Source organism: Corynebacterium sp. UD i78, from assembly GCF_056280545.1.
The window spans coordinates 1,911,155-1,928,503 of the sequence record NZ_JBWCED010000001.1 but is presented as its reverse complement, the minus strand read 5'-3'; the positions used below and the strand labels follow the sequence as shown (position 1 = coordinate 1,928,503).

General features: G+C 65.6%; 23 protein-coding genes. 19 read left to right on the top strand and 4 right to left on the bottom strand.

What is annotated here, in order from left to right; translation table 11 throughout:
* Positions 1 to 21 precede the first annotated feature (21 nt).
* Both ACZ9GM_RS09100 and purF read right to left on the bottom strand, forming a co-directional pair.
* Positions 22 to 723, bottom strand: coding sequence for a nucleosidase (locus ACZ9GM_RS09100; protein WP_476037684.1), 702 nt, complete (start codon positions 721 to 723; stop codon positions 22 to 24).
* A 32-nt stretch (positions 724 to 755) separates the two neighbouring features.
* Complete coding sequence (gene purF / locus ACZ9GM_RS09095) at positions 756 to 2,249, bottom strand: amidophosphoribosyltransferase (protein WP_291474089.1); 1,494 nt, start codon at positions 2,247 to 2,249, stop codon at positions 756 to 758.
* A gap of 349 nt (positions 2,250 to 2,598) precedes the next feature.
* On the opposite strand from purF, the gene rpsH reads away from it, so the two are divergent.
* The 19 genes from rpsH to ACZ9GM_RS09000 all read left to right on the top strand — a co-directional run bounded on the left by rpsH (position 2,599) and on the right by ACZ9GM_RS09000 (position 15,337).
* Positions 2,599 to 3,000 carry a 30S ribosomal protein S8 gene (rpsH, locus tag ACZ9GM_RS09090; protein ID WP_291474088.1) on the top strand — a complete coding sequence of 134 codons (402 nt, stop codon included), beginning with the start codon at positions 2,599 to 2,601 and terminating at the stop codon, positions 2,998 to 3,000.
* Between the two features lie 17 nt (positions 3,001 to 3,017).
* The gene (rplF, locus tag ACZ9GM_RS09085; RefSeq protein ID WP_291474087.1) at positions 3,018 to 3,554 is read left to right on the top strand and encodes a 50S ribosomal protein L6; all 537 of its coding nucleotides are present in this window, start codon (positions 3,018 to 3,020) and stop codon (positions 3,552 to 3,554) included.
* Entirely contained in the window at positions 3,554 to 3,955 is a 402-nt protein-coding gene (gene rplR, locus ACZ9GM_RS09080; RefSeq protein WP_291474086.1) for a 50S ribosomal protein L18, read from the top strand. The genes rplF and rplR overlap by 1 nt, the downstream gene beginning before the upstream one ends.
* A gap of 40 nt (positions 3,956 to 3,995) precedes the next feature.
* On the top strand, positions 3,996 to 4,634 hold the full coding sequence (rpsE, locus tag ACZ9GM_RS09075; RefSeq protein WP_291474085.1) for a 30S ribosomal protein S5: 639 nt from the start codon (positions 3,996 to 3,998) through the stop codon (positions 4,632 to 4,634).
* 2 nt (positions 4,635 to 4,636) lie between these two features.
* Positions 4,637 to 4,822, top strand: a complete 186-nt coding sequence (rpmD, locus tag ACZ9GM_RS09070) for a 50S ribosomal protein L30 (protein WP_020441902.1) — start codon at positions 4,637 to 4,639, stop codon at positions 4,820 to 4,822.
* Between the two features lie 4 nt (positions 4,823 to 4,826).
* Positions 4,827 to 5,273, top strand: a complete 447-nt coding sequence (gene rplO, locus ACZ9GM_RS09065; RefSeq protein WP_291474084.1) for a 50S ribosomal protein L15 — start codon at positions 4,827 to 4,829, stop codon at positions 5,271 to 5,273.
* A 630-nt stretch (positions 5,274 to 5,903) separates the two neighbouring features.
* Positions 5,904 to 7,235 (top strand): preprotein translocase subunit SecY, encoded by a 1,332-nt coding sequence (gene secY, locus ACZ9GM_RS09060; RefSeq protein WP_291474083.1) that lies wholly within the window; start codon positions 5,904 to 5,906, stop codon positions 7,233 to 7,235.
* Positions 7,232 to 7,777 (top strand): adenylate kinase, encoded by a 546-nt coding sequence (locus tag ACZ9GM_RS09055; protein ID WP_291474082.1) that lies wholly within the window; start codon positions 7,232 to 7,234, stop codon positions 7,775 to 7,777. Before secY ends, ACZ9GM_RS09055 begins: the two co-directional genes overlap by 4 nt.
* Before the next feature lie 15 nt (positions 7,778 to 7,792).
* Positions 7,793 to 8,587, top strand: coding sequence for a type I methionyl aminopeptidase (map, locus tag ACZ9GM_RS09050; protein WP_291474081.1), 795 nt, complete (start codon positions 7,793 to 7,795; stop codon positions 8,585 to 8,587).
* Between the two features lie 202 nt (positions 8,588 to 8,789).
* Positions 8,790 to 9,011, top strand: coding sequence for a translation initiation factor IF-1 (gene infA, locus ACZ9GM_RS09045; protein ID WP_014010831.1), 222 nt, complete (start codon positions 8,790 to 8,792; stop codon positions 9,009 to 9,011).
* A gap of 202 nt (positions 9,012 to 9,213) precedes the next feature.
* The gene (gene rpsM, locus ACZ9GM_RS09040) at positions 9,214 to 9,582 is read left to right on the top strand and encodes a 30S ribosomal protein S13 (RefSeq protein ID WP_014010830.1); all 369 of its coding nucleotides are present in this window, start codon (positions 9,214 to 9,216) and stop codon (positions 9,580 to 9,582) included.
* Positions 9,583 to 9,585: 3 nt separating this feature from the next.
* Entirely contained in the window at positions 9,586 to 9,990 is a 405-nt protein-coding gene (rpsK, locus tag ACZ9GM_RS09035; protein ID WP_014010829.1) for a 30S ribosomal protein S11, read from the top strand.
* Between the two features lie 24 nt (positions 9,991 to 10,014).
* Complete coding sequence (gene rpsD, locus ACZ9GM_RS09030; protein WP_291474080.1) at positions 10,015 to 10,620, top strand: 30S ribosomal protein S4; 606 nt, start codon at positions 10,015 to 10,017, stop codon at positions 10,618 to 10,620.
* Between the two features lie 72 nt (positions 10,621 to 10,692).
* Entirely contained in the window at positions 10,693 to 11,706 is a 1,014-nt protein-coding gene (locus tag ACZ9GM_RS09025) for a DNA-directed RNA polymerase subunit alpha (RefSeq protein ID WP_291474079.1), read from the top strand.
* Between the two features lie 68 nt (positions 11,707 to 11,774).
* The gene (gene rplQ / locus ACZ9GM_RS09020) at positions 11,775 to 12,296 is read left to right on the top strand and encodes a 50S ribosomal protein L17 (protein ID WP_291474078.1); all 522 of its coding nucleotides are present in this window, start codon (positions 11,775 to 11,777) and stop codon (positions 12,294 to 12,296) included.
* Between the two features lie 153 nt (positions 12,297 to 12,449).
* Entirely contained in the window at positions 12,450 to 13,271 is an 822-nt protein-coding gene (locus ACZ9GM_RS09015) for a hypothetical protein (protein WP_476037683.1), read from the top strand.
* Positions 13,264 to 14,133 (top strand): tRNA pseudouridine(38-40) synthase TruA, encoded by an 870-nt coding sequence (gene truA / locus ACZ9GM_RS09010; RefSeq protein ID WP_476037682.1) that lies wholly within the window; start codon positions 13,264 to 13,266, stop codon positions 14,131 to 14,133. Before ACZ9GM_RS09015 ends, truA begins: the two co-directional genes overlap by 8 nt.
* Before the next feature lie 662 nt (positions 14,134 to 14,795).
* Positions 14,796 to 15,044, top strand: coding sequence for a hypothetical protein (locus tag ACZ9GM_RS09005; RefSeq protein ID WP_476037681.1), 249 nt, complete (start codon positions 14,796 to 14,798; stop codon positions 15,042 to 15,044).
* Between the two features lie 26 nt (positions 15,045 to 15,070).
* Positions 15,071 to 15,337, top strand: a complete 267-nt coding sequence (locus ACZ9GM_RS09000) for a hypothetical protein (protein ID WP_476037680.1) — start codon at positions 15,071 to 15,073, stop codon at positions 15,335 to 15,337.
* A gap of 162 nt (positions 15,338 to 15,499) precedes the next feature.
* Here ACZ9GM_RS09000 and ACZ9GM_RS08995 read toward each other — a convergent pair whose 3' ends face one another.
* Both ACZ9GM_RS08995 and ACZ9GM_RS08990 read right to left on the bottom strand, forming a co-directional pair.
* A complete protein-coding gene (locus tag ACZ9GM_RS08995) occupies positions 15,500 to 16,444 on the bottom strand; it encodes an arsenic resistance protein (RefSeq protein ID WP_476037679.1) in 945 nt (314 codons plus the stop codon).
* Positions 16,445 to 16,449: 5 nt separating this feature from the next.
* Positions 16,450 to 17,232 carry a hypothetical protein gene (locus ACZ9GM_RS08990; RefSeq protein WP_291474072.1) on the bottom strand — a complete coding sequence of 261 codons (783 nt, stop codon included), beginning with the start codon at positions 17,230 to 17,232 and terminating at the stop codon, positions 16,450 to 16,452.
* Between the last annotated feature and the right edge of the window lie 117 nt (positions 17,233 to 17,349).

Genomic DNA, 17,349 nt, shown 5'->3' with positions numbered 1-17,349 from the left:
GCAATGATGGTGAGGCAGGCCTTAATCGGCGGTGAGCTCCGGTCGGTGGGGCGTAGTGAGCTGGCCGCGGGTGTGGGCGGCGATCTCGCGGGCCATGCGGGGCAGTTCCTCACGCCAGGAGTTGCCGGCGGAGTCCCCGGCGTCGTCGCTGATCACCTTGATCAACTGCACGGGCACACCGAACCACCGGGCGACCGAGGCGACGGCGTACCCCTCCATGTCGACGATGTCGGCGTCCTCGGCGAGGCGGTCACGGGTGGCGTCGGACTCCACGAAGACATCGCCGGTCGCCAGCGTGATCGTGGACGCCGCGTCCCGCTCGAGCCCGTCGAGGGTGTCCGGCGTGGCGCCGGGGACCGCCGCCTCCGCAGCGAGGTCGAGCGGCGGATACTCGTCGGCCCCGGTGAAGGCGGCGACGGAGGAGTGGGAGAAATCGTGCAGCAGCACCCGGTCGACCCGGTGCACACCCGTCAGTCCCGGACGCAGCGCCCCGGCGGTGCCGATGTTGATGATGCTGCCGGGCAGACCACCGGCGCGCAGGTAGCGGTGCAGACAGTCCGTCAGGGACAGGGTGGTGTGGATCCGGCCGATGCCGGTGAGCAGCACCGGCAGGTCGTCGAGCCCTTCGGTGAGGTGGGTGGCCTCGCCGGCCATCGCGACGACGAGCAGGGGACGGCCCGGGGTGATCTCCCCGTGGTGCAGGACGGTCTCTTTCCCGGTCATGGCTGGTCCTCTCCGGCTCTCTATGACTCTCTCTAGCTTTCCTGGGCGTCCGCCACCCAGTCGAGGTACTCCTGGGTCACGTTGCCCGTGATGTAGTCGCCGGTGAAGCAGCTCAGGTCCAGGCCGTCGAGGTGCTGGTCGGTCTGACCGTCCATGATCGCCGCCTCCAGGTCGTCCACCTCCTGGTAGATGAGGTGGTCGGCGCCGAGCAGCTCACAGATCTCCGGGATGGTCCGGCCGTGGGCGATGAGCTCGGACTCGGTCGGGATGTTGATCCCGTAGACGTGCGGGTGGCGGATGGGCGGGGCGGCGGAGGCGAAGGTGACCTTGCGGGCGCCGGCGGCGCGGGCCATCTCGATGATCTGGGAACTGGTGGTGCCGCGGACGATCGAGTCGTCGACGAGCAGCACATGCTTCCCCTTGAATTCGGTGGACATCGCGTTGAGCTTCTGGCGGACGCTCTTCTTGCGGACCGCCTGGCCCGGCATGATGAAGGTACGTCCGACGTAGCGGTTCTTGAAGAACCCCTCGCGGTAGTCGATGTTCAGGACTTTCGCGACCTCCATCGCGGAAGGACGCGCCGAGTCCGGGATCGGCATGACGACGTCGACATCCTCGACCGGCATGTGCTCGGCGATGGTCTGCGCCAGCCGGGCGCCCATGCGCAGGCGGGAGTCGTAGACGGAGATGCCGTTCATCACGGAGTCCGGTCGGGCGAGGTAGACGTACTCGAAGGAGCACGGCTTGAGCTGCGGAGTCTCGGCGCACCCGCTGGAGTGGAGCTTGCCTTCCGGGGTGATGAACACGGCCTCGCCGGGAGCGAGTTCACGGACGAGCTCGTAGTTGCCGTTCTCCAGGACCAGGGACTCGGAGGCGACGACCCATTCGTCGTGGGCGTCCGGGTGGACGGACAGCTGCTCGGGGGTGGGGTGGCGGCGTCCCAGCACCATCGGGCGGATGCCGAAGGGGTCGCGGAAGGCGAGCAGTCCGTGGTGGGCGATCAATGCGACGACAGCGTAGGCGCCCTCGATGCGGCGGTTGGTCGCGGAGACGGCGCTGAAGATGCTCTCCGGGGTGAGGTCGGTCGGGCCCGTCGTGGCCTGCAGCTCGGAGGCCAGGACGTTGAGCAGCAGTTCGGTGTCGCTGGAGGAGTTGACGTGCCGGCGGTCGCGGTCGCGCAGTTCCTCGGTGAGCTCACGGGTGTTCGTCAGGTTGCCGTTGTGCACCAGGGTGATGCCGTAGGGCGAGTTGACGTAGAAGGGCTGCTGTTCCTCCTCGGAGGACGCCGCGCCACGGGTGGCGTAGCGGACATGGCCGAGGCCGACGTTGCCGAGCAGGGAACGCATGTCCCGGGTGCGCACGACCTCACGGACCTGGCCACGGGCCCGGAAGGTGTGCAGGTGGCCGCCGGCTTCGGCCGTGGCCATTCCGGTGGAATCCTGTCCACGGTGCTGCAGGAGAAGTAGAGCGTCGTAGATGTCCTGGTTGACCGGGCTGTTGCCGATCATTCCGACGATGCCGCACATGGTTCTGGGGTATTCCTCACTGACGGGGTACTGGTCGGGCCGGTGGTGACCCTGAGGAGAATACGCTGTGAGGTGCCCGGACACCGATTCGGGACGGGGTGCAGGCGTCCTTCCGGACGCTGTTTGACCTTGTCCTGCCTGGTTGCTAGCGTAGACGGGTCCTGCGTGTCAGGACCAAGCATTCAACCACTTTGTCACAGGCCCTCCGCCCTCATGCGGCCGCGTCGTCACCAAGGTAGCGAGCAACCCCGGTTACTGAACCAGGGAAGCGTCAGTTGCCGACAAGGACGCGGTTTACGCCCGGGTGGACACGGGAACCGTGGCGAGAAAGGCACAAGGTCATTTCGTCATGACGATGACTGATCCCATCGCGGACATGCTGTCCCGCGTGCGGAACGCGTCCAACGCGTACCACGACAGCGTGTCCATGCCGTCCTCCAAGATCAAGGCCAACATCGCCGAGATCCTGAAGAAGGAAGGCTACATCGCCGACTTCACCGTCGAAGAGGCCGCCAAGGTCGGCAAGCAGCTCACCCTGGAGCTCAAGTACTCCAACAGCCGTGAGCGTTCCATCGCCGGTGTCCGCCGCGTCTCCAAGCCGGGTCTGCGCGTGTACGCCAAGTCCACCAACCTCCCGAAGGTCCTCGGTGGCCTGGGTGTGGCGATCATCTCCACTTCCCAGGGTCTGCTGACCGACCGTGAGGCGACCGAGAAGGGCGTGGGTGGGGAAGTCCTCGCCTACGTCTGGTAGAAGGAGGACGCAGCACAATGTCACGTATCGGTAAGGCCCCCGTGGCCGTCCCCGCCAACGTCACCGTCACCATCGACGGTCAGAACGTCGAGGTCAAGGGTCCGAAGGGCACTCTGTCCCAGGAACTCCCGGCCCCGATCACCGCCGTCCAGGAGGGCAACGAGATTCTCGTTCAGCGCCCGGACGACCACCGCAAGAACCGCTCCCTGCACGGTCTCTCCCGCTCGCTCGTCAACAACATGGTTGTCGGCGTCACCGAGGGTTACACCCAGAAGATGGAGATCTTCGGTGTCGGTTACCGCGTCCAGGCCAAGGGCAAGAACCTCGAGTTCGCCCTCGGTTACTCCCACCCGGTCCTCATCGAGGCTCCGGAGGGAATCACTTTCGCGGTTGACGGAAACACCAAGTTCTCCGTCACAGGTATCGATAAGCAGCAGGTCGGACAGATCTCCGCCAACATCCGTCGTCTGCGGAAGGACGATCCCTACAAGGGTAAGGGCATCCGCTACGAGGGTGAGCAGATCCGTCGCAAGGTCGGAAAGACGGGTAAGTAATGTCTCAGAGCAACGACAAGAAGCGTCTCCCGGTGGGCAAGGACATCTCCACCCGCCGTCGCATCGCACGTCAGCGCCGTCACTACCGTCTGCGCAAGAACATCTCCGGTACCGCCGAGACCCCGCGTCTCGTCGTCCACCGCACCTCCCGTCACATGCACGCCCAGCTGATCGACGATGTCGCCGGTCACACCCTGGCCGCTGCATCCACCACCGAGGCCGATATCCGTGCCATGGAGGGTGACAAGAAGGCCCGCGGTGCCCGCGTCGGCGAGCTCATCGCCGAGCGCGCCAAGGCAGCCGGTGTCGAAACGGTCGTCTTCGACCGTGGCGGCTACCAGTACCACGGTCGCGTCGCCGCTCTGGCCGACGCAGCCCGCGAAGGTGGTCTGAAGTTCTAATGCGCAACGACAAGATTTTCACCGACGGAAGGACTGCGTGATGTCGGAACGTGATCGTAACGGCGGACGCACCGCCGACAGCAACAACAACCGCGGTGACAACCGTGGTCGTGGCCGTGACGACCGCCGTGGCGGTAACCGTCGTGGTCAGGATGATGAGCGCTCGCAGTACCTCGAGCGCGTCGTCACCATCAACCGTGTCTCCAAGGTCGTCAAGGGTGGTCGTCGCTTCAGCTTCACCGCTCTCGTGATCGTCGGCGACGGCCAGGGCATGGTCGGCGTCGGCTACGGCAAGGCCAAGGAAGTTCCTGCCGCGATCCAGAAGGGTGCCGAAGAAGCTCGCAAGAACTTCTTCCGCGTCCCGATGATCGCCGGCACCATCACCCACCCGGTCCAGGGTGAGGCTGCCGCCGGTGTCGTGTGGATGGCTCCGGCCGCCCCCGGTACCGGTGTCATCGCCGGTGGTGCCGCCCGTCCGGTGCTCGAGTGCGCCGGCGTCCAGGACGTCCTGTCGAAGTCCCTCGGCTCCGACAACGCCATCAACGTCGTCCACGCCACCGTGGACGCCCTCAAGCAGCTGGTCCGGCCCGAAGAGGTCGCCGCCCGCCGTGGCAAGACCCTCGAAGAGGTCGCCCCGGCCGCGATGCTCCGTGCCCGCGCCGCAGGACAGGGAGCGTAACCATGGCACTGAAGATCACCCAGCGTAAGGGTAAAGTCGCCACCAAGCCGAAGCAGCGTGAGTCGCTGCGCTCGCTCGGCCTGAAGCGTATCGGACACTCGGTCGTCCGCGAGGACACTCCGGTGGTCCGCGGTCAGATCAACACCGTGCGCCACATGGTCGAGGTCGAGGAAGTTGCAGGGGAGTAAGAACATGAGCGAACCCATCAAGCTCCACGACCTGCGTCCGACCAAGGGTGCCAACACCGCCAAGACCCGTGTCGGTCGTGGTGAGGCATCCAAGGGTAAGACCGCCGGTCGCGGTACCAAGGGCACCAAGGCCCGCAAGCAGGTCTCTGCCGCCTTCGAGGGTGGCCAGATGCCGCTGCACATGCGCCTGCCGAAGCTCAAGGGCTTCAAGAACCCGGCCAAGGTCGTGTTCCAGGTCGTCAACGTCTCCGATCTGGAGGCCGCCTTCCCGAAGGGCGGCGACGTCACCGTCGCCGACATCGTTTCCGCCGGTCTCGTCCGGCCGAAGCAGCCGGTGAAGGTCCTCGGCAACGGTGAGATCTCCGTCGCGGTCAACGTCACCGCCGACAAGTTCTCCAAGTCCGCTGTCGAGAAGATCCAGGCCGCCGGCGGTTCCACCACCGAGGCCTAGTCTTCACTGTCCCGACTGTTGTCACTGCCAGTTGCTGCCAGTTGCTGACAGTTGCTGACAGGCACTGACAGGCACTGAGCCCCGTTCCCCCACTCGTGGGGGAGCGGGGTTCTGTCATGTCCGGGGGGCTTCAGGTCTGCGGCAGGCACAGAATCGGGATTCACTGCCACAGAAAGCCCGATCTGTGCCTGCCGCAGACATGAAGCACCGGCGAACAGGGAGGGACAGAGAGGAACAGGGGGGGACAGAGAGGAACAGGGAGATACGGGGCGTACCGGGAGCCGAACCGGTTAGACCGGCGGGCGAGAGGCGACGGGACGCCACAGTGCCCCGCGGAACCCCGTAACATCCTCCGTCACGCATCCGCCGGGGCAGCACTTGTGGAGCAGACCTGAGGGCGGCGTCCTGTAACGTTCTGAACTGCACGGACAGTCGCGCAGGGGGACAAACTTACCCGCCGACGGGGCACAGAAGAGGTCACCCCTGCTATCCTGTTGCAGTTGTCCAATATCCGCCGCCGGTCAGTCATGCCCGGGGACGGAAACACCATGTAGACCCATCGACACCGTCGACGCCCCGCCTCTCTCACGCGCAGGACGCCACCGACAGTGATCGAGCCAGGAGGCAAATGTGACCGCCATACTCTCGGCGTTCCGGGATGCCGATCTGCGCAGGAAGATCCTCTTCACCCTGGGGATGGTCATCCTGTACCGGATCGGCTCTCAGATCCCGACGCCCGGTGTTGACTACGCGACAGTCACAGAGCAGGTCCGTAACCTGACCGAAGACGGCCAGACCAGCATGTACAGCCTGATCAACCTGTTCTCGGGTGGCGCGCTGCTGCAGTTGTCGATCTTCGCGATCGGTATCATGCCCTACATCACGGCGTCCATCATCGTGCAGCTGTTGACCGTGGTCATCCCGCGGTTCGAGCAGCTGAAGAAGGAGGGGCAGTCCGGTCAGGCGAAGATGACCGAGTACACCCGCTACCTCACCGTCGCTCTCGCCCTGCTGCAGTCCTCGGGCATCGTGGCCCTGGCGAACAACAAGCAGCTGCTCGGTTCCGGCCAGCAGGTACTGCAGGATGATATCGGCATCTTCGGCATCGTCACGATGGTCGTCATCATGACCGCCGGTGCCGTGCTCGTGATGTGGATCGGTGAGCTGATCACCGACCGCGGCATCGGCAACGGCATGTCGCTGCTGATTGTCGCCGGTATGGCCACCCACCTGCCGGCCCAGGGCATGAACATCCTGCAGGACTCCGGCGGATTCGTTTTCGCCGGTGTCGTCGTCGCGATGCTCGTCCTGGTCGTCCTCGTCGTCTTCGTCGAGCAGGGCCAGCGACGGATCCCGGTCCAGTACGCCAAGCGCATGGTCGGTCGCCGCCAGTACGGCGAGACCTCCACCTACCTGCCGCTGAAGGTAAACCAGGCCGGTGTTATCCCGGTGATCTTCGCGTCCTCCCTGTTGACTGTCCCGATCCTCATCACCCAGATCATCCAGTCCGGTGGCGGCGAGCAGGCGGACAACTGGTGGAACCGCGATGTCATGAACATCCTGACCGACCCGTCGGACTGGCGCTACATCGTGTTCATGGCCGTCATGATCATCTTCTTCGCGTTCTTCTACGTGTCGATCCAGTACGACCCCAACGATCAGGCCGACAACATGAAGAAGTACGGTGGATTCATCCCTGGCATCCGTCCGGGCCGGCCCACCGCCGAGTACCTCGGCCGGGTCATGAACCGTCTGCTCGCGGTCGGTTCCGTGTACCTCGCTGTGATCGCGATCATCCCGAACCTCGCCCTGTCCGCCGGAATCACCTCCGACGGAGGGGGTAACGGCCTCGGAGCGTTCGGCGGTACCGCTATCCTGATCATGGTCTCGGTCGCTCTGACCACCGTCAAGCAGATCGAGTCCCAGCTCATGCAAGCCAACTACGAAGGATTCCTCAAATGAGACTCGTTCTCCTCGGCCCGCCCGGTGCGGGCAAGGGTACCCAGGCGGCCATCCTCGCGGACGCGCTGCAGGTTCCGCACATCTCCACCGGCGACCTGTTCCGCGAGAACATCGGCAAGGAGACCGAGCTCGGCAAGCTGGCCCAGTCCTACATCGACGCCGGCAAGCTCGTCCCGACCTCCGTCACCGCCGACATGGTCCGGTCCCGCCTCGCCCAGGACGACGCCGCTGACGGCTTCCTCCTGGACGGTTTCCCGCGCACCGTCGAGCAGGCCGAGATCCTCGGCGAGATGCTCGGCGAGTCCGGTGAGAAGCTCAACGCGGTCATCAACTACCAGGTCTCCGAGGACGTCGTGGTCGAGCGCATGCTCTCCCGCGGCCGCAAGGACGACAACGAGGAAACCATCCGTACCCGGCTCCAGGTCTACCGCGACGAGACCGCGCCGCTGATCGACTTCTACAGCGACATCATCGTCGACATCGACGCCGAGGGCACCGTCGAGGACATTTCCTCGACCACCCTCGATGCGCTGGACCGCTAGAAAGCAGCAGATACCGTGGGATTCCGCCGTTCACACAAGGTCATCCGGGGCAAGTCCCCGGCCGAGCTCGACGCCATGCAGGCAGCGGGCGAGATCGTGGGCAAGGCGCTGCAGGCCGTGAAGGCCGCCGCGAAGCCCGGTGTGAGCACACTTGACCTGGACGCTGTCGCCGAGGCGACGATCCGGGACGCCGGGGCCTACCCGACGTTCAAGGGTTACGGCGGATTTCCGGGGAGCATCTGCTCCTCGGTCAACGACATGATCGTCCACGGTATCCCGGACGAGAAGACGGTCCTCAAGGACGGCGACCTTGTCTCCATCGACTGCGGTGCGACCCTCGACGGCTGGGTCGGCGACTCGGCCTGGACCTTCGGCATCGGTGAGATCGCCGAGAACGTCCGCCAGCTCAACGAGGCCACCGAGTTCGTCCTCTACGAGGGGCTCAAGGCGATGGTCCCGGGTAACCGGCTGACCGATGTCTCCTGGGCGCTCGAGGAGGCGACTGCCGCGGCGTCCACGAAGTTCGGCGTCCCGCTGTACATCGTGGACGGCTACGGCGGTCACGGCATCGGGCACGAGATGCACGAGGACCCGTACCTGGCCAATGAAGGACGCCCTGGCAAGGGGCCGTCCATCGAGGTCGGTTCCACCCTAGCCATCGAACCGATGCTGGCACTCGGGACCATCGACTCCTACGTCCTCGACGACGACTGGGGTGTGAAGACTCTGGACGGGTCCTTCGCCTCCCACTGGGAGCACACTGTCGCGGCCACCGCTGAAGGCCCGCGCATCCTCACTCCGCGCTACTGAATCTTTTCCGGGGTAGAGACCGGGGGTCAACGGGGTGTGATCCGGTATTGGCGCGGGGGCGCGTCATGCCGTAGACTCTTCCTCTGGTGTACACGCGGGTCGTCACGATGATCTGCGGGTACATCGTCCGAACAAGACTGTGTGGTCAGGCTACGGCCCGGCACCTGCCGGGAGGCTGCCCTGACCTGGAAAAGTGGAGGATATGGCTAAGAAGGAAGGCGCCATCGAGGTCGAGGGCAAGATTGTCGAGCCCCTGCCGAACGCGATGTTCCGTGTGGAGCTGGACAACGGGCACAAGGTGCTCGCCCACATCTCCGGCAAGATGCGTCAGCACTACATCCGTATCCTTCCTGAGGACCGCGTGGTCGTGGAGCTCTCGCCCTACGACCTGACCCGCGGGCGCATCGTCTACCGCTACAAGTAGACCTGCCCTACCTGTCGTTCCGGCACATCTGTCCGGCACAAAGACATTCGCCTCCGTACACCATCCGTGGACGCCGCCGACGTGCGGATTCCACGGGCTCACCTCCGGCCGCGGCGGCCGGAGCCCGGCGTCCTTCCCTCAGGGAGGACGCCGGGATGTGTGGGGAGCAAACCGCCGCTTAAAAACCGGAAGGAACTGCCACATGGCACGCCTTGCTGGTGTTGACCTCCCGCGCGACAAGCGCATGGAGGTTGCACTCACCTACATCTACGGCATCGGCCCCGCCCGTGCCGCCGAGCTGCTGGAGAAGACCGGCATCTCCCCCGACCTGCGGTCCAAGGACCTCACTGACGAGCAGGTCTCCGCTCTCAAGGACGTCATCGAAGGGACCTGGAAGGTCGAGGGTGACCTCCGCCGCGAGGTCGCCGCGGACATCCGTCGCAAGATCGAGATCGGCTGCTACCAGGGTCTGCGCCACCGTCGTGGCCTCCCGGTGCGCGGTCAGCGGACCAAGACCAACGCTCGTACCCGTAAGGGCCCGAAGAAGACGATCGCAGGAAAGAAGAAGTAACAGATGCCTCCGAAAGCACGCGCTGGCGCGCGCCGTACCGGCCGTCGGGTAGTCAAGAAGAACGTCGCCCACGGTGCCGCGTACATCAAGTCCACGTTCAACAACACCATCGTCTCCATCACGGACGAGAAGGGTGCTGTGATTTCCTGGGCGTCCTCCGGCCACGTCGGCTTCAAGGGCTCCCGCAAGTCCACCCCTTTCGCCGCTCAGATGGCTGCCGAGTCTGCCGCCCGTAAGGCGATGGAGCACGGCATGAAGAAGGTTGACGTGTTCGTCAAGGGCCCGGGCTCCGGTCGCGAGACCGCCATCCGTTCCCTGTCCACCGCCGGCCTCGAGGTCGGTACGATCTCCGACGTGACCCCCCAGCCGCACAACGGCTGCCGTCCGCCGAAGCGTCGCCGCGTTTAATCAGGAAAGGACAGGAAACAGATAATGGCCCGTTACACCGGTTCAGCCACCCGTAAGTCCCGTCGTCTCCGCGTCGACCTCGTCGGCGGAGACCGCTCCTTCGAGCGTCGCCCGTACCCGCCCGGACAGGCCGGTCGAGGACGCATCAAGGAGTCCGAGTACCTCACCCAGCTGCAGGAGAAGCAGAAGGCCCGCTTCACCTACGGCGTCATGGAGAAGCAGTTCCGCCGCTACTACGCCGAGGCGAACCGTCGCCCCGGTAAGACCGGCTCGAACCTGGTCATCCTGCTGGAGACCCGTCTCGACAACGTCGTCTACCGTGCCGGCCTCGCCCGCACGCGTCGTCAGGCACGTCAGCTCGTCTCCCACGGTCACTTCACCGTGAACGGCAAGAAGATCAACGTGCCGTCCTTCCAGGTCTCCCAGTACGACATCATCGACGTCCGGGACCGTTCCCGCTCGATGCTGTGGTTCGAAGAGGCCCAGGAGAACCTGCTCGACTCCGTCGTCCCGGCCTGGCTGCAGGTCGTGCCGTCCACCCTGCGCATCCTCGTGCACCAGCTGCCCGAGCGCGCTCAGATCGACGTTCCGCTGCAGGAGCAGCTCATCGTCGAGTTCTACTCCAAGTAAGGAACCGTCCGGTTCCCTCTGTTCACCTCATGTGGCGTCAAATAGCGGACGCCGAGAAGGAGAAATACCCCGATGCTGATTTCCCAGCGCCCCCAGCTGACCGAGGAGTACATCAGCCCGGCACGGTCCCGGTTCGTCATCGAACCGCTCGAGCCCGGCTTCGGTTACACCCTCGGTAACTCCCTGCGTCGTACCCTGCTGTCGTCCATCCCCGGCGCTGCGGTGACCTCCATCCGGATCGAGGGTGTGCTCCACGAGTTCACCACCATCCCGGGTGTCAAGGAGGATGTCTCCGACATCATCCTGAACATCAAGTCCCTGGTCCTTTCCTCGGACTCCGATGAGCCGGTCACCATGTACATCCGCAAGGAGGGGCTCGGTGCCGTCACCGGTGCCGATGTCGTCGTTCCCGCCGGCGTGGAGGTCCACAACCCCGACCTGCACATCGCGACGCTGAACGAGCAGGGCAAGCTGGACATCGAGCTCGTGGTCGAGCGTGGTCGCGGCTACGTCCCGGCCGCCGCCACCACCGGTGAGATCGGCCGTATCCCGGTCGACCAGATCTATTCCCCGGTGCTGAAGGTCAGCTACAAGGTCGAGGCGACGCGTGTTGAACAGCGCACCGACTTCGACAAGCTGGTCCTCGACGTGGAGACCAAGAACTCCATCACCGCCCGCGACGCGATCGCGTCCGCCGGTGGAACCCTGGTGGAACTCTTCGGCCTGGCCCGCGAGCTGAACACCGAGGCTGAAGGTATCGAGATCGGCCCGTCCCCGCAGGAGACGGAGCACATCGCGGCCTACAGCCTGCCCATCGAGGATCTCGACTTCTCCGTCCGCTCCTACAACTGCCTCAAGCGTGAGGACATCCACACGGTCGGCGAGCTCGCCGCCCGCACGGAGTCCGATCTGCTGGACATCCGGAACTTCGGTCAGAAGTCCATCAACGAGGTCAAGGTCAAGCTCGCTGAGCTGGGCCTGGGTCTCAAGGACGCGCCGGAGGGCTTCGACATCAACAGCATCGAAGGCTACGACGCCGAGACCGGCGAGTTCCTGGACACCGAGGGCGAGGACATCGCCGAATAGAGGCATGACCGGTACCGGTCACCTGCCTGGAGCAAGCGCTCACCAGAAAACATTCACGAGGAGAAGTTATGCCTACCCCGAAGAAGGGTGCCCGCCTCGGCGGATCCGCTTCCCACCAGAAGAAGATCCTCGCCAACCTGGCTGCTCAGCTCATTGAGCACGGCGCCATCAAGACCACGGACGCCAAGGCCAAGCTGCTGCGCCCGTACGTCGAGAAGATCATCACCAAGGCCAAGAAGGGCACCGTGGCGGACCGCCGCAACGTCCTGAAGCTCATCACGGACAAGGAAGTTGTCGCTTACCTGTTCAACGAGCTCGCGCCGAAGTTCGAAGGTCGCAACGGCGGTTACACCCGCATCATCAAGCTGGAGAACCGTAAGGGCGACAACGCCCCCGTCTCCCAGATCTCGCTGGTTCTCGAGGAGCTCGCCTCCTCCGAGGCCGAGCGCGCCACCAAGGCCGCCGCCAAGGCTCCGGTCGAGGAGGCCCCCGAGGTCGAGGCTGAGGAGTCCACTGACGCCGACGCCGCGGCCGAGGCCGCCGAGGTCGAGGCTGAGGACGCAGCCGAGGAGACCGCCGAGGAGAAGTAGTTCTCCTGCGGCTGTCCTTCCCGGCCATCCCATTGACGACGCCCGTCCCTGCATGACGCAGGGGCGGGCGTCGTCGTGTAGTGGGGTTGCTGGTGGTGAACAGGCAGGTGCCTCACAGGGGAGGGTCGCGCGCCCGCTGCTAGAATCAGTGCAATGTCTCCGCGGTCCACCCTGCACAACCCCGTCTCGTACCGCACCGCCGGCGTCCTTCTGGTCGTCACCGGTGTGCTGCTGATTGTCGGGCAGGTCGTGGGTATTATCCGGTGGAAGGGCATGTACTCGCTGACCGAGAACAGGTCCTCCGACCTTATGGCGTCCGAGTGCGGCGTCCTGCGGGATGATTCCGGAGTGCGGTTCGTGTGCAACCCGGTGAGTACGTTCACGACCACGATGGTGATCTGTTCCGGAATCGCGGTGATCCTCGCGAGTCTGCTCATGGTGCTCGCAGCGCGGCGGGAGGGTGACCGTGGTGTCTACGGGACGTCGTTGCTGCTGGGCCTGGCCGGCCTCCTGACATTGGTGACCACCATGTTCACCGTGGATGGCCATCCGCGGATCCACGACGCGTCTCTGCTGCTGTACCTGTTGGCGATGTGGGCGACGATGGAGGTCCTCGTCGATTCGGCGACGCGGCATGCCGAGACCACCGGCGACGCGCACCCACTGATCTACGGTGCCTATGTGCCGATCACGCGTGTCATGGAGTTCTTCTCGATCGTGGGTGCACTGACCCTGATCTTCTCCGGACGCGACGTGATGCCCGGCGCGTTCGAGCGGGTGGCGCTGGACACCCTGACGGTCTGGGTCGTGGTCTTCGGCCTGGGACTGTTCAGTCTGGGTGGCGCAGCGGACCGCGAGAGGATGCGCGTCGTGGAGATGGAGAAGCAGCAGCGGTCCGGACGCGTGGAGGCACCGGGTCCGTCGCTGAGCCCGGCGGCGATGGCCGGGTTCGGACGGGAGACGACGGGTGAGTGATCTGGTGGAGGGTACGGAACTCGTGCGGGTGCGTCTGGACGTCGCCTACGATGGCACGGACTTCCACGGCTGGGCGAAGCAGAAGGGCCCGCAGTCGCAGTTGAGGACTGTGCAAGGTGTGTTGGAGGAGAAGCTCTCGCTGGTCTTCCGCACCCCGGTCGAGCTGACGGTGGCAGGACGCACCGACGCCGGCGTTCATGCGACCGGACAGGTCGCCCATGTCGACGTGCCCGCGTCGGCGTTCGGCCAGCGGTCGCTGGAGCAGCCGTCAGATCTGGTGCGACGGCTGTCCCGGATGCTCCCGGCCGATGTGCGCCTGCACGGGGCGTCTGCTGCCGCCCCGGGGTTCGATGCGCGGTTCTCTGCGCTGCGCCGCCACTATGTCTACCGGGTGACGACGTCGATGGCAGGGCCGTCTCCGTTGCGGGTCCGGGACACCGCGCAGTGGCGCCATCCGGTGGACCTGTCGGCGGTGCAGTCGGCGTCCGACGTGCTGGTCGGACTGCATGACTTCGCGGCCTTCTGCAGGTACCGCGAAGGTTCGACGACAGTGCGCGACCTGCAGTCCTTTGAATGGCGGGACGTGTCGACGCCCACGGAGCCGGAGACCTATGAGGCCTCGGTCGTGGCGGACGCCTTCTGCTGGTCCATGGTCCGCTCGCTGGTCGGCGCGGTCCTGACGGTGGGGGAGGGACGCCGCTACGAGGGGTTCGCGTCCTCCCTGCTTCAGGAACGTTCCCGGTCGTCCAAGGTGCCGGTGGCGCAGGCGTGCGGTCTGAACCTCGTGGCCGTCGACTATCCGGCGGACGCGGAACTGGCGACGCGCGCCGAGGAGACACGCACGAAGCGGGAGCCGGTGTAGAGGGCCGGTGCCTGGGGACTGCCTGGCGCAGCCGAGTGCGGCCCGGGCGTGGTCGGGGTTGTCAGGGTAGTGCTCGAGGTGTCGCAGGGAAAGTGTTGTCAATCTTCGGTTGCAGCACCTTTGACGACCTGGTGTTCTCCCGGAAACAGGACGTCTGTCCTGGTAACACTTCGGCATGTCGCCGACGAGTGGCCGGTCCTTAGCAGAACAGTCGACCGGGCGAAGCGACAGCGGTGCGCAGATTCTCTGCATACGCGTGCGGGTTGAGGATGTCGTCGAAGGTCCGTTGGACACTGCGCAGTGAGGTGTGGACGGAGGCCGCCAGATCGGCGGCGCTGCGGTTGTCGCCGGGGTCGAAGCGGACGGCCTCGGCGATGCGTCGGCCGGATCACTGGTGGGGGTGGGGAGATTGTCGTTGACCTTCGGGGCATCCTCAACGAGGAGCTCGCCCACGACCAGGACCACGAGGACGACCTGCGGGACTTCACGCTCTACGGCGGCGGTTCGCGCACCGATGCCGAGCACCGTGACCTGTTCGCCCGGGCGGGGTGTGGCGGACGTGGAGCAGTCGACCGTGGGCTGGGGCTCCACCCTCTACCGGCTGGGGTAGTTGACCCTATTTCCCCATTGCCCACATAGGACGATGGGGCTGGATTGGGGTTATGGGTGCACCATTTGTCACCACGGACAAGCGTGGCCGGGTATCTCTCGGAACACGCCACGGAGACGAGACCTTCATCGTCGAGGAGACCGTCGGCGGCAGCGTCCTGCCGACCCCGGCGAAGATTGTCTCGGCGGTCGATGACTACATCGTCCACGACCCGAAGATCCTTGCTGCCCTGGCGGAGGAGCCTACTTCCGACAACACCGTGCCTCGGCGACGTCGGCCAAGGAACGGAGAGCGTGACTGATGGGGGACATCCAGGGGGAGGGTCCTGTGCTGTCCATTTCGGCAGCCGGGAGTCTGGACGAGCTGTACGGAAATGATCCTGCTCTCGCGAACCGGGTCGATGACCTACTTGACGAGATCGAGGACCAGATCGCGGACGATGACGCGCATTTCCAGGTCTTCGACGGTCCCGACGGGATCCGGTACTCGAGGAAGATCGCGACCGTGGGCCGAAGCTCAGCTGTGGTCGTGTGGAGTGCACGGCACCCGCAGCGGGTGGTCGCCATCGAGAAACTGCCCGACGGGCTGATCTGAGCTGAGGGCAGGTAACGCGGGAAAGTGTTACCGGTCTCCCGCGTGCAGCAGATCTGACGACCTTGGGTTTTGCTGACAGCAGGACTCTTGTCCTGGTAGCACTTCGGCGGTGCGGCGGAGAAGCGACCGGATCAGTAGAGGACCCCGGGGGAGGGAACCTCGTCACCGCACCAGCTTCGGCACCACCCGCACCATCGTCACCATGACGAGCAGCTCGACCAGCGTCTGCGTCACCACCACCAGCGGTGACAGGTCATAGGCAGCCGGCAGGGCGAGGACCAACGGCAGCACCACCAGAGAGTTCCTGGTGACCGCGGTGAAGACCACCGCCCGGCGGGACGCCATCTCCAGTCGTGCGATCCGGGAAGCCGCACCACCGATCAGTGCCATGGCAAGTGGGAACACCACATACACCGGCACCACGACCACCAGGTCACGCCACCGGTCGGAGACGCCGTCGATCTGGGACGCTACGACCACCGCCAGGACCACCATCATCAGCGGCACCATCAGGTCGGCGAAAAGGTCGGAGAGGAACCACCAGCGTGCCCACTGGGTGGCCCCTGCCGCGACCAACGGCACCACGATCAGCCAGACGAACGCCGAGACGAACGGTCCCGTCTCGATCGATTCGACCACCTCGGCCCCGGCGAACAGACGTAGCCACACCGGCAGCAGCACCATCTGCGCCAGCATGAGCAGGGGAGTCGCGGCCAGTAGGCGGTCTGCTGCACCACCGGCCAGCCCGGTGAACACGATCACGTAGTCCACGCACGGTGCCAGCAGCACGAACAGTACCCCGACCAGCAACGCCCTGTCGGACGCGATGAACCTGGTCAACACCCACACCACCAGGGGGACGCAGAGGAAGTTCACCACGAAGACGGTCACCAGGAACCGCCAGTCCCGCAGGGCGTGTCCGATCCGGCCGAAGGGTACGGCGAGGAAGGTGGTGTAGAGCAGCAGCCCCAGGGCCGGGTTGATCGCCTGCTCCGCGGGGGACGCCACAGACGGGACCGACAGCCCGACCACTGCACCCACAAGCAGCGCGCACAGATACAGCGCGACCTGGTGGTCGTTCATCCAGGTGGCGAGGTGGCTGCGCATGGGGATCAGCGTAGCGGCAGCCGACGGAAGGGGAGTGTCGTCTCCCCGCAGCGCAGCTGTCCGGCGTCCAGGTCCACGGTGAGGTCGACCGCGATGCTGTCGGCCAGCGCAGCAGCATCCTCGCAGACCACTACCCGGCAGGTCTGCGGATGCCACGCTTCCCGCCACGCCGCCACCGTGGACACCACCGCCACATCTGCGCCCGCCACCGGTCCCACCGTCCGCCCGGTCACCGCCACCGTCGACACGACCTCCGCCGCCCTGGCCCCGCTGACCAGCACCGTGGCGCCCGGCGGCAGGTTCACCGTCACCGGTTCACCCGATGCATCCGTCCCGACCATCCAGCCGGGCACTGCGTCCACCGCCACATCACCGGTCACCTCACGCGCACCGGCGGGCAGTCCCGGCACCGCGCGGGCCAGCAGGCCACAGCCGGCGGCAGCGAACGGCACCCGCGCGGCGTCCTCCGGAAGAACTCCGACCAGGACCCGACCCGATGGGCGGGTCAGCGCGGCAAGTCCGGCGTAGGAACGCTGTGTCGGGCCGTCAGGCTTCGGCGGAGGTACCTGCACCACCATGGGCAGGTCAGCCCGCAGACCTGCGGCGAAGCGGTCCAGCAGCTCCCCGTCACACACCACCTGATCCCGCGCACCCCACAGATCGTGGTGCGGCGGGTGCACGTGGAACCACGCCCGCTCCGGTGTGTGTTCTGCGACGAGTCGACCCAGCCGGTGGCGTCCCCACCAGGCCGCTGTCCCTGTCCCGATCACGGCCACGGCGGCCGTCACTGTTCCCCACACAAGAGCTCCCCTGTCATGTATCTTTCTCAGCAGAATGTACATCACGGTGCGCCGCGGGGTCGGCGCATCGGGGGATTTCCGGGGCGCCCCGGGGGAATGTCAGGG

Coding starts and splice junctions, on each gene's coding strand:
- ACZ9GM_RS08995 (WP_476037679.1), bottom strand. CDS start 16,444: ATGCGCAGCCACCTCGCCACCTGGATGAACGACCACCAGGTCGCGCTG.
- rpsM (WP_014010830.1), top strand. CDS start 9,214: ATGGCACGCCTTGCTGGTGTTGACCTCCCGCGCGACAAGCGCATGGAG.
- rplO (WP_291474084.1), top strand. CDS start 4,827: ATGAGCGAACCCATCAAGCTCCACGACCTGCGTCCGACCAAGGGTGCC.
- ACZ9GM_RS09100 (WP_476037684.1), bottom strand. CDS start 723: ATGACCGGGAAAGAGACCGTCCTGCACCACGGGGAGATCACCCCGGGC.
- ACZ9GM_RS09005 (WP_476037681.1), top strand. CDS start 14,796: ATGGGTGCACCATTTGTCACCACGGACAAGCGTGGCCGGGTATCTCTC.
- rplF (WP_291474087.1), top strand. CDS start 3,018: ATGTCACGTATCGGTAAGGCCCCCGTGGCCGTCCCCGCCAACGTCACC.
- rpsH (WP_291474088.1), top strand. CDS start 2,599: ATGACGATGACTGATCCCATCGCGGACATGCTGTCCCGCGTGCGGAAC.
- infA (WP_014010831.1), top strand. CDS start 8,790: ATGGCTAAGAAGGAAGGCGCCATCGAGGTCGAGGGCAAGATTGTCGAG.
- rplQ (WP_291474078.1), top strand. CDS start 11,775: ATGCCTACCCCGAAGAAGGGTGCCCGCCTCGGCGGATCCGCTTCCCAC.
- purF (WP_291474089.1), bottom strand. CDS start 2,249: ATGTGCGGCATCGTCGGAATGATCGGCAACAGCCCGGTCAACCAGGAC.
- rpsE (WP_291474085.1), top strand. CDS start 3,996: ATGTCGGAACGTGATCGTAACGGCGGACGCACCGCCGACAGCAACAAC.
- rplR (WP_291474086.1), top strand. CDS start 3,554: ATGTCTCAGAGCAACGACAAGAAGCGTCTCCCGGTGGGCAAGGACATC.
- ACZ9GM_RS09025 (WP_291474079.1), top strand. CDS start 10,693: ATGCTGATTTCCCAGCGCCCCCAGCTGACCGAGGAGTACATCAGCCCG.
- rpsD (WP_291474080.1), top strand. CDS start 10,015: ATGGCCCGTTACACCGGTTCAGCCACCCGTAAGTCCCGTCGTCTCCGC.
- ACZ9GM_RS09015 (WP_476037683.1), top strand. CDS start 12,450: ATGTCTCCGCGGTCCACCCTGCACAACCCCGTCTCGTACCGCACCGCC.
- rpmD (WP_020441902.1), top strand. CDS start 4,637: ATGGCACTGAAGATCACCCAGCGTAAGGGTAAAGTCGCCACCAAGCCG.
- rpsK (WP_014010829.1), top strand. CDS start 9,586: ATGCCTCCGAAAGCACGCGCTGGCGCGCGCCGTACCGGCCGTCGGGTA.
- ACZ9GM_RS09055 (WP_291474082.1), top strand. CDS start 7,232: ATGAGACTCGTTCTCCTCGGCCCGCCCGGTGCGGGCAAGGGTACCCAG.